The following is an 8,175-nucleotide window of genomic DNA, read 5'->3' as shown; positions in this document are numbered from 1 at the left end:
CTCGCAATCTCCACCTTGTTTTTCTTTCTCAAAATTCCGCTGCACCAAAAGGCGGCCGACGAGCAAACGACGAGCTACCTCGATGATTTCAAAAAAGGCTTGGTCTATATTCGTCAACATGCCTTTTTAAAATCATTTTTTATTTTTATGGCCTTCTTCTTCTTGCTTATGGCTCCTGCCTTTTTTTTGACGCCATTGCAGGTGGCGCGCAGCTTCGGGGACGATTATTGGCGGTTGACCGCAATCGAAATCGCCTTTTCCGTCGGCATGATGGTTGGAGGAGCGATAATCGCATCATGGGGGGGCTTCAAAAATAAAGTGCACACCATGACAATTGCCAGCTTGATTATGGGCGTGTGCACGTTTGCGCTCGGCATTGTGCCCTTCTTCTGGATTTACTTGGCCGTAATGGCTGTATTCGGAGTCGCCATGCCCATTTTCACTACGCCGACGACCGTCTTGCTGCAGGAAAAGGTAGACCCTAATTATATGGGGCGCATATTCGGTGTTTTCGGAATGATCTCGACTTCCATGATGCCGATTGGGATGTTGATCTTCGGACCGCTTGCCGATGTGGTCAAGATCGAATGGCTGCTGATCGGCACCGGACTGTTCATTCTAGCCCTGGCTATCTTTTTCATTGGCAACAGGCAACTGGTCGAAGCCGGAATGCCGCTACCACAGGAAGCCACCCAGGAGTAGAACTTCTGTGCCGCGACACCAACCCGCGAATCTATTCATTGATCCTTATGAAGTACGAAGGTGAACCAGTGCCTGACATCGCTGTACGGAGACACCATTATGGTGATTTCGAAGCGCTGTTGCGTTCTGCGCGATTGATCAGATATACCTATTTAGAAACTAAGAAAAAAAGGAGAGATTATAATGGCAAAAGTTATTATTCACGCAACAACAACACTAGATGGATACATGGCTGACAAAGACGGTGGTATCGATTGGATGTTCGATTTTGAAGCTACGGACCAAGATTACGCAGTAGTCAATAAAGTCATGGAGGAAATTGGTGCTATAGTTGGTGGAGCAAACAAAACGAACACGATTGAAGAAGGGCAGATACCGTACGGTGGTATGTTGAAAATTCCAATATACCTCATGACCCACGAAGCCCATGAACCGGTTGAAAAATATGGTATCACGTATAGTTTCGTCGTAAACGATATTAAGCAAGCCGTTGAGGCTGCCAAAGCAAGCGCTGGTGATAAAAGTGTCGCTCTTTTGGGTGGCAGCATCTCCCGGCAGTGTCTCAAACTTGGGCTAGTTGATGAAATCGTATTAGATGTAGTACCCCTGCTGCTGGGTGACGGCATTTCATTATTTGGCGGGCTTGAAGAGTTTATTAAGTTGGAGCGGATAGAAACATCGGCCTTTGCGAGTGAGACCCACCTACGATACCGAGTTGTAAAGTAACGTATACTTGCTAGGTTTTGGTGGAACAGGAAGTCAATACGATGAGCGAAGTTAACAGACAACCAAGTGGGGATTGCAGAATGTCCGATGACAAGACATATACACTATGAAAGCCGCATAAAATGCGGTTTTTTTGATTTAAGTATCCAAGTTCTTGTCCTTACGTCAAACACTCAAAATCTCACCGATAAATACGGAATTGCGTTCGTTCCGGGGACGTATCCATTGTAGGAAGCCGTCAGCATTTTTTGTGTTATCGGTACAAGTTCTTGTCCCGAGTCGTGGACAAGAACTTGTACCGAATGCCGTAAAGGACAAGAACATCATCCGATTACCGATTAGATGAATATCTAGGTAATCTCAATGCTACTTCATTAAGTTAGTAAACGGGAAAAATTGCATAGCATTTTAAATGTTTTGATGGAGAAAAATTAATTCAATGTCTTCTTACTGGGAGGAAACGCCGGAGATTGAGAGCGTTTTAGGGAAAGGTGTGAATGAAGTTCCCTTCGGAGCTGACCCTTGAAACCATCTATGGCAAGAAGAGTTTTACCGGTTTAACCGTTATTAATTATCGTGAGAGTTCTTTCTGTAATTTGCAGCAAGTCTCTAATGTAGGGTGGTACCGCGGTCTCCTCGTCTCTTGGACGTTTGTTGTTATAGTAGCCATATTTAGCCCTGCTGCCTAACCATTCTGCGATAATGACAGCTATAGGATACCCATGAACGTATGGTTGCCTTGAAATGAAATTGCTTCACAACTGGGTGTAGAAACATCACGGGATGGTAAAATGGTTTTTTTAACTATTTTTACAGAGGATTTGTATTCAAATACGTAAAAAAGCTTGTAGTTAGCTTACTCTGATTAAAATTCATTCGTTGAAGAAATAAAAGCAAGGTGTGAGGTGTGCGAATTGATGAGCAACATATCAAAAGAGTTGCTGTGTTAGAATAATTTCGTCTTAAACTTATATACGGAAAATGGAGGTTTTTTTTTGACAGAAAAAACACAAATCGATATTGAAGCCCTGAAGGAAATTGGCAAAATCGTTGCATTGACGATTAGTGAAATGAATGGTCACGCACGTGTAGGAATTACAGTAAAGGAGTTAGATGATATTGGAGGACAGTTTTTGAAAAGGCATGGGGCTGTGCCTTCACCCAAGACAACTAATAAATTCCCTAGCAACGCATGTATAAGTATTAACCACGAAATTGCCACTGGAATATCGGAAGATCGAATCATTCAATTGGGCGATGTAATAAATATCGATGTTTCAGCAGAATTGGGAGGCCATTATGCGGCTGCGGAACATTCTTTTCTTGTTCAAGATGAAACCGCAATGTCTAGTTTCCGCTCTCTACTAGAGCGTACCCAGGTCCATGCTGTTGATTTTCTCGACAGACTGGACAAGCAATCTGTTAGCGCATCTGCAGACACGGTTACATTACGGCGTCGATTGGGCCTGCCCCTTGGCAATGATGGCATACCCGCCGAACGCGTGATAGACGAGTTGGTGGCCGCCACCGAAGGAGGACATTTGGGATCTGCAGGGGGGCGTTTTTTCGCCTGGGTGATTGGCGGTGCACTGCCTTCAGCACTTGCAGCCGATTGGCTCACTTCCACCTGGGACAATAACGCCGCTCTATATGCTTGCGGACCGGCCGCCTCTGTAGTGGAAGAGGTTGCCGGAGCTTGGGTCAAGGAGGTACTTGATCTGCCTAACACAGCACCGTTCGCATTTACCACCGGCTGCCAGATGGCGCACTTCACCTGCCTTGCCGCAGCGCGTCACGCGCTCCTTCGAGATAGGGGCTGGGATGTGGAGCGAGATGGGTTGACCGGAGCTCCAGCAATACGTATTCTGGCGTCGGAACAACGCCATGGAAGTATCGAACGAGCACTGCGCTTCCTCGGCATCGGAACAGCTGCCTTGGTTCCTCTCACAACCGATGCAGACGCGCGTGTCACAGTAGATGTGCTGTCCACAGCGCTTAAGGATTCTGACTGCCCAACGATTGTTATTCTTGACGCAGCGGATCTTAACGTAGCCGCGATCGATCCGTTCAGTGAACTCATTCCCATCGCACGAGCGGCTGGGGCATGGGTGCATATCGACGGTGCTTTTGGACTTTGGGCACGAGCAAGTGCACAACATCGGAGCAAACTAGCAGGAGTCGAACTGGCACATTCATGGGCAACGGATGCGCATAAGTGGCTGAATACACCAAAGGACATAGGAATTGCCCTAATAACAGACTCCGATGCACATCGCGCGGCAATGGGAATTAGCGCAGATTACCTGACCCATGATGAGGAAACGCGCGATCAAATCAACTGGACGCCTGATTGGACTCGACGCGCACGAGGTTTTGCGGTTTATGCAGCGTTACGTGAGCTGGGCAGAACTGGCGTGGCGGATCTCATTGAGCGGAGTTGTTCCCATGCCGCAGCGCTTGCAAACGGTATCGCAGCGTTGCATGGCGCCGAGCTGGTTTTCGCACCCACGCTGAACCAAGGACTGGTCAGGTTCCTTTCGCCAGAGCCCAATGCGTCAGAAGAAGATCACGACGCCCGCACCACCTCTGTGATTGCAGCTATCAACGCGGAAGGAACGGCATTTTTCAGCGGCACGGTTTGGAGAGGGCGAACTGCAATGCGAATCAGCGTTGTCAACTGGCGCACGTCGGAGGCCGATGTGCACGCGACAGTAAACGCAGTCGCGCGTGTGCTCGCCAGAATGGACCTTAATTAGTAGTTATTGAGTGTTGCATTACACGCAAGGAAAACGATAATCAGAAAAACAGTAAGAGCACGCTGTATATTCGAATTTAAGTAGGAGAAGGTGCGACTGAAGATTTTCTCGAAGAAATGAGATGGTCTTTGCGCGAACTGTAAGATCAATTTGAATAGAAAGAAGTGAGAGAATTATAAGTGAAAATAATAACCCCAATAATACTCAAGATTGTGACACAATCTATAAGACAGACATGTCGAGGGACAAGAACATGGTGCCATAGAAAGTCGCTATTTTAGCGGCTTTTTTGTTATATCGGTACAAGTTTTTGGTCCAAAGTCGAGGACAGGAACATGTTATCATTACCGATTAGATAAGTATCTAACTGTTTTTAAAATAGGACAGCATAAGTTTAACTTTTCCAAGCGGGTCCATTTTCGAATGGGTGGCCTTTTACCGGAATTGGTTCGGTATTTATTTTTGATTGATCAAGTAGATGAGGCTTTGAACTATGGGAGAGAAGGGCAATGTTGTATTGATTTTTTGTATTGAGCTTTTAATTATGACAATCTGTTGTCAATATTCCACTTCTATAATATAGCTTAGAACTACCATAAAATGAATAGAAGGAGAATTACTTAAATGGCTCAATCAAAACAGCAACTGGAAAGTAAAGAAGCTACGCCAAATGAGATCCGCCCGTTCCGTATCGCAATTCCCGAGGAAGACCTTGAAGACTTGCGAGAACGACTTCTCCGTACGCGTTGGCCTGCCCAATTGCCCGGGGGAGGGTGGCGGTGACTTATCTTAAAAATCTTGCGGAGTACTGGCAGACCGACTATAGCTGGCGTGAAAATGAATCCAAGCTCAATGAATTTCCACAATTCATTACGGAGATCGATGGTCAGGCCATCCACTTCCTACATGTAAGGTCACCCGAACCTAACGCTGTTCCTTTGATCATCACGCACAGTTGGCCGAATTCAATAGCCGAATTCATGAAAATAATAGGTCCACTGTCTAATCCAAGGGCTCACGGCCGAGATCCGGATATAGCTTTTCATGTGGTTGCGCCTTCTATCCCTGGATTTACTTTTTCGCAATTTTCCGAACCAGCGGACGAAACCCCATGGAATATCACGCGAGTCGCCCGAACATGGGCAGAACTGATGCGGAGACTAGGATACGATCGCTATGGCGCTCACGGCAATGATGCAGGTGCATTGGTCTCCCCGGAACTCGCAGTCATAGATTCTGAACACATGATCGGTGTTCACATTACCGGTGGGCTAGGCATCCCTACAGGTGATCCCAACGAACTAGAGGATCTGACAGAGGAGGAGCGCTTAGAAATAGAACAAATGGCAGAATGGTTCACAGAAGGAAGTGGCTATGCCTCGTATCTTACTTCTCGGCCACAAACGCTCAGTTATGGGATGAGTGATTCTCCAGTAGCTCAACTTGCCTATCTTGTAGAAAGGTTCAAAGAGTTCGATGGTTGGCCAGATGCCGGATTTGAAATACCTCATGAACCCCTGGACCTGGATCAACTGCTCACTAACGCGACATTATACTGGCTGACAAGGACAGCTGGGTCCTCGTCCTGGACTTACTATGAGGGAGCTGCGGGCATGCCAATTGATCAAACCAAAGTACCGACTGGAGTTTCCCATGGAGGAGGTCCTGTATTCCGTCGTCTGGCTGAACGGAAAAACAATATCGTACACTGGTCGGATAATACAAGCGTCAGCCATATGGTTGCTATGGCAGTACCGGATTCACTCATCGAAGACATCAGGGATTTTTTTAGTAGCTACGCTAGTTTGAAGGTTTATAAGATATGAAAGAGTGTATCAAAAGTACACCTAAAGCTAGGGAAGTGATGGGACTTAAGTGCATTGCACCATAAATTCGAAACGTCAAAGTCTTATAATGAGACATTCTGGCGTTTTTTTTAACCCTGACAATCAAGTTGTCATAATTAGCGGGGTACAATGTTTGTAGTAATACAGCGAAACCAAACCGCCGTGGACTATACGGTGTCGCGTGCAGTGTAACAAGTAACGGGGTTGTCAGCCCGGACACTTGCTGTGTGGTTGAAAGAAAACAAGAAACGCTTTGTGTAACAGTGAGAAATAAGACAAATGGGGGAATAACGTATGGAATATGCGATCGACGTTCGCGGATTGAGCAAATCGTTTCAGGGAAATGAAGTGGTGAAGGGCATCAATCTTCGTGTGAAGAAAGGCGAGCTATTCGCGCTGCTCGGACCGAACGGAGCGGGCAAAACCACAACGATCAATATGCTGACCACGTTGCTGAAGGCGGATGGCGGAACCGCCGTCGTGGCCGGGTATGACGTGGAGAATCAAGCCGGCGATGTGCGCAAGCGGATCAGTTTGACCGGACAGTTCGCGGCCTTGGACGAAGGGTTGACCGGGTTGCAGAATTTGGAGATGGTCGCCAAGCTCAGCGGATGCCCGTCACGGGATGCCCGTTCCATCTCGGAAGACAGCATTCGTTCTTTCGGGTTGTGGGAAGCGAAAGACCGGACGGTCGGCCATTACTCGGGCGGCATGCGCCGGCGTTTAGATATTGCGGCGAGCATCGTGACGCAACCTGAACTTATCTTCTTGGATGAGCCTACCACCGGACTCGATCCGCAAAGCCGCATCCAAGTGTGGGAAGTCGTGCGCATGCTGCTCGGCATAGGCACGACCGTAGTGCTGACCACGCAATACTTGGAGGAAGCCGATCAATTGGCGGACCGCATCGCGGTGATCGACCAAGGCCGCATTATTGCGGAAGGGACGCCCACCCAGTTGAAGGCTTCCATCGGCGGCAAAACGTTGTCCATTCAATTGTCGGAACCGGTTGAGTTAGAGCGGATAACGGAACTGTTGGTGGATTCCCCGTTGGAAGTGTATCAAGATGATAACTCGTTGGTATACAAAATGGCGGTGCAAGAAGCGAAGCTGGCGAATGAAACGGTCCATCGGCTTCTGTCTAATGACATTCCCGTGGAATATTTCACGCTTGGCGAACCCAGTTTGGACGAAGTATTCTTGACCCTCACCCATTCCAAAACGAAGGAGGCCGCATCATGAATCAAGGTTCCAATCCGATGAACGTCCCGCTTTCATTACGTCAAAAAGACCGTCGAAGTCCCAGTTTGTGGCGGTCGACCGGCATATTTGTTTGGAGATCGTTTCAAAATACGAAAAACAATTTCTTCAGCTTCGTGATGGACACGGTCATGGGGCCGGTGCTAATGCTCTTTATTTTCACCTATTTGTTCGGCGGCGCAATTGCCGGATCGTCTACGGAATATGTGCAATTTCTGCTCCCCGGTATGTTCATTCTTACCGTCGTACCGATGACGATATATAGCGGTACCGCAATCTGCCTCGACATTTCCAAGGGGGTGTATAACCGGTTTCGTACGATGCCTTTCTGGCAGCCGTCTTCAATTCTGGGCCCGCTTATTACCGATGGCTTGCGTTACACGACGGCGCTGCTCGTTGCACTTGGGGCTGGGTTCCTTATTGGCTTTCGGCCAGATGGCGGGATTGGCGGAGCCGTCTTGGGGATTTTGTTCACAATGCTGTTCGCGTTCAGCCTCAGTTGGGTGTTCACGCTGATCGGCGTCTTGGCCAAACGACCGGAAACGGTGTCTGGAACAAGCATGATCTTTACTTATCCTTTGTTGTTTGCGAGCAACATTTTGGTGGACTCGTCGACGATGCCCCGTTGGATTCAGGTATTGGTCGACTTGAACCCGATTAGCATCGCTTCTGCCACAGTCCGGGGTCTCATGATGGGTACAGTGGACGCACCGTTGCTGGCGAAAGGAATAGGCGTGTGCTTGGTAATAATTGCGATTTTCGTGCCGCTGACAATGGTGTTGTATTTGAACAAGAATAATCGTTAAGGCTTGCGGTCGAACAAAATCGCTCCGTATGCTTGGACAGTCTTGATAGTTCGCATTAAATTCGTTATCCTGACAACA

The 8,175-nt window shown here is 47.8% G+C and carries 8 protein-coding genes and 1 pseudogene; all 9 read left to right on the top strand.

Going from position 1 to position 8,175, the window contains the following annotated elements:
• Positions 1-702: MFS transporter (locus JCM10914_RS26770; RefSeq protein WP_036720362.1), on the top strand; the 702-nt coding region annotated here is incomplete at its 5' end.
• Positions 703-885: 183 nt separating this feature from the next.
• Positions 886-1,428 (top strand): dihydrofolate reductase family protein, encoded by a 543-nt coding sequence (locus JCM10914_RS26765; RefSeq protein ID WP_023966970.1) that lies wholly within the window; start codon positions 886-888, stop codon positions 1,426-1,428.
• A gap of 497 nt (positions 1,429-1,925) precedes the next feature.
• On the top strand, positions 1,926-2,117 hold the full coding sequence (locus tag JCM10914_RS29115; RefSeq protein WP_023966967.1) for a hypothetical protein: 192 nt from the start codon (positions 1,926-1,928) through the stop codon (positions 2,115-2,117).
• A gap of 306 nt (positions 2,118-2,423) precedes the next feature.
• Positions 2,424-2,759: pseudogene (locus JCM10914_RS31570) on the top strand (M24 family metallopeptidase); the annotation flags it as partial.
• 210 nt (positions 2,760-2,969) lie between these two features.
• Positions 2,970-4,184, top strand: coding sequence for a pyridoxal-dependent decarboxylase (locus JCM10914_RS26760; protein ID WP_231638768.1), 1,215 nt, complete (start codon positions 2,970-2,972; stop codon positions 4,182-4,184).
• A gap of 624 nt (positions 4,185-4,808) precedes the next feature.
• Positions 4,809-4,967, top strand: a complete 159-nt coding sequence (locus tag JCM10914_RS32080; protein WP_370570286.1) for an epoxide hydrolase N-terminal domain-containing protein — start codon at positions 4,809-4,811, stop codon at positions 4,965-4,967.
• Positions 4,964-6,010: an epoxide hydrolase family protein gene (locus JCM10914_RS26755; protein WP_023966963.1), complete on the top strand. Its 1,047-nt coding sequence runs from the start codon at positions 4,964-4,966 to the stop codon at positions 6,008-6,010. Before JCM10914_RS32080 ends, JCM10914_RS26755 begins: the two co-directional genes overlap by 4 nt.
• A gap of 315 nt (positions 6,011-6,325) precedes the next feature.
• Positions 6,326-7,273: a daunorubicin resistance protein DrrA family ABC transporter ATP-binding protein gene (locus JCM10914_RS26750; RefSeq protein ID WP_023966961.1), complete on the top strand. Its 948-nt coding sequence runs from the start codon at positions 6,326-6,328 to the stop codon at positions 7,271-7,273.
• Positions 7,270-8,097 carry an ABC transporter permease gene (locus JCM10914_RS26745; protein WP_023966959.1) on the top strand — a complete coding sequence of 276 codons (828 nt, stop codon included), beginning with the start codon at positions 7,270-7,272 and terminating at the stop codon, positions 8,095-8,097. The genes JCM10914_RS26750 and JCM10914_RS26745 overlap by 4 nt, the downstream gene beginning before the upstream one ends.
• The last annotated feature ends 78 nt before the right edge of the window (positions 8,098-8,175 follow it).

This window comes from Paenibacillus sp. JCM 10914, from assembly GCF_001315105.1.
Lineage (GTDB): Bacteria > Bacillota > Bacilli > Paenibacillales > Paenibacillaceae > Paenibacillus_AQ.
This window is presented reverse-complemented; position numbering and strand designations above follow the sequence as displayed.

Bases quoted from the DNA above. Each gene is read 5' to 3' on its own strand.
- JCM10914_RS26745 (WP_023966959.1), top strand. From the start codon at position 7,270: ATGAATCAAGGTTCCAATCCGATGAACGTCCCGCTTTCATTACGTCAA.
- JCM10914_RS32080 (WP_370570286.1), top strand. From the start codon at position 4,809: ATGGCTCAATCAAAACAGCAACTGGAAAGTAAAGAAGCTACGCCAAAT.
- JCM10914_RS26750 (WP_023966961.1), top strand. From the start codon at position 6,326: ATGGAATATGCGATCGACGTTCGCGGATTGAGCAAATCGTTTCAGGGA.
- JCM10914_RS26765 (WP_023966970.1), top strand. From the start codon at position 886: ATGGCAAAAGTTATTATTCACGCAACAACAACACTAGATGGATACATG.
- JCM10914_RS29115 (WP_023966967.1), top strand. From the start codon at position 1,926: ATGAAGTTCCCTTCGGAGCTGACCCTTGAAACCATCTATGGCAAGAAG.